Here is an 874-nt window from a genome sequence, read left to right on the forward strand (position 1 = left end):
GTTGGAGATTGTGTCCCGCTGTTGTGTTCCAGCAACTCACTCATGCCTGCCCCTCCAACACCGCAATAATTTCTTTCACAGGCTGACGATTGCCATTGGCGGCAATGGAGCGCGGGGCGTCGATTTCATGGACAGTGAAACCAAGGTCAGCGTAAAGCGCTTTGGCATCGATGGAATTAGACACGGTGACAGGTACGCCGAGTTCGTTATTCAGTGTGTGTAAAATAACGGCTAATAGCTCATGATCGGCAGGGGTAAAATTCACCTTATGATATTGGGTAAATGCCTTACCTTTGGTCAGATAAGGCGGATCGCAATAAATAACGTCGCCGTGTTCAATATGCGATAAAGTATCCTGCCATTCCAGACAGACAATCTCGGCATGTTGGGCTTTTTCAGCGAAGGCACGAATTTCTTTTTCAGGAAAATAAACGTTTTTATATTTTCCGTAGGGGGTATTAAATTCACCGCTTAAATTATATCGACATAAGCCATTATAACAGTGACGATTTAAATATAAAAAATAGGCGGCTTTTGATTCCTGATTCAGGGCGAACTTTTTTCCGTTAAAAGCATCGCGCTTAATATTATACATTTCGCGCGAATTATCACCGTTAAAACCCAACTCTAACCAGTTAACATACCAATCAATATCAACACCAAAAGACAAAATATCTGCATATAAATTAATTAAGTCAGCATTGATATCAGCCACCAAATACGCGGGGTAATCCGTGTTCATCATCACTGCACAGGAACCTGCGAACGGTTCAACCAGTCGCTTACCGGCTGGCAGGTGGGGCAGTAATTTATCCATAACACGGACTTTAGAACCTGCCCATTTCAGAATGGTTTTATTTGCCATTGTCAGCAC

Annotated in this window: 1 protein-coding gene; it reads right to left on the reverse strand. The window is 43.0% G+C overall.

Going from position 1 to position 874, the window contains the following annotated elements:
* Positions 1–40 precede the first annotated feature (40 nt).
* On the reverse strand, positions 41–865 hold the full coding sequence (locus NXS07_RS20405; RefSeq protein ID WP_258087563.1) for a DNA adenine methylase: 825 nt from the start codon (positions 863–865) through the stop codon (positions 41–43).
* Between the last annotated feature and the right edge of the window lie 9 nt (positions 866–874).

Origin of the sequence: Xenorhabdus bovienii (genome assembly GCF_024721015.1) — a bacterium.
In the GTDB taxonomy this organism is placed as follows: Bacteria; Pseudomonadota; Gammaproteobacteria; order Enterobacterales; family Enterobacteriaceae; genus Xenorhabdus; species Xenorhabdus bovienii.

What these genes read in the sequence shown, in the direction of transcription:
- NXS07_RS20405 (WP_258087563.1), bottom strand. Translation starts at nt 865, where the DNA reads ATGGCAAATAAAACCATTCTGAAATGGGCAGGTTCTAAAGTCCGTGTT.